At 37.2% G+C, this 704-nt stretch carries 1 pseudogene; it reads right to left on the bottom strand.

Features of this window, described 5'->3' with window-relative positions:
* A pseudogene (nagB, locus tag AB4653_RS28820) lies at nucleotides 1-276 on the bottom strand (glucosamine-6-phosphate deaminase); the annotation flags it as partial.
* Nucleotides 277-704 lie beyond the last annotated feature (428 nt).

The raw sequence follows: 704 nt of genomic DNA, 5'->3' as shown, positions 1-704 counted from the left end.
GTTTTCGTGCATAAATGTGCGGTAAGACTCTGGGTGGTTTGGTTCGATACCAACGTACTCATCCATGTTGAATGTTACAACGTGCTTGAAGCTTACTTCGCCAGCTTTGTAAAGTTCAATTAGCTCAGCGTAAGTAGTTAGAGGTGTGCTACCAGTAGGAAGACCTAGTACAAATGGACGCTCAGCAGTTGGAGCGAATTTGTTGATCGAATCTGCGATATGACGAGCAGCCCATTTACCTACTTTTGCTTTGTTGCTTAATGGAATAAGTCTCATTGATTTTGCCCCTAGAAATTAAATATTATAGTGTTCTGAAACATTAATTCGCATTATAAAATAAGTTATCAGATTCCGCTATTGTTTTAGGTCAAGTTTTTGCCTTTTTGATCATATCTGTGATTGGAATTCTCAAAATTTCACAATTATTGTATGGATATTTGGTGGCGTTAAACAAGATTAATACGTTTGTCATATATCGTCGGATGGATTTGATTCAGGGGCTGAAGGATCAACAAACTTTATTGGATGAAGAGTAAGGGGGCAATGAAAATGCGATCAAAGTATGGTGGCTATGTGGCACTGCCGTACAAAAAATAAGGAAGTTTCGCCGACAGGCGTGAATTATCATTGGGTATATTTAAGAATAGTGATTATTCAAAGGTATCACTATGAATTTTATATAAATATTGGTAAAACTGGACAGG

The sequence above is a fragment of the Vibrio sp. 10N.222.48.A3 genome (assembly GCF_041475345.1).
Taxonomy (GTDB): domain Bacteria; phylum Pseudomonadota; class Gammaproteobacteria; order Enterobacterales; family Vibrionaceae; genus Vibrio; species Vibrio tasmaniensis_A.
The sequence above is the reverse complement of the archived record's forward strand: the minus strand, read 5'-3'. Positions and strand labels throughout refer to the sequence as shown.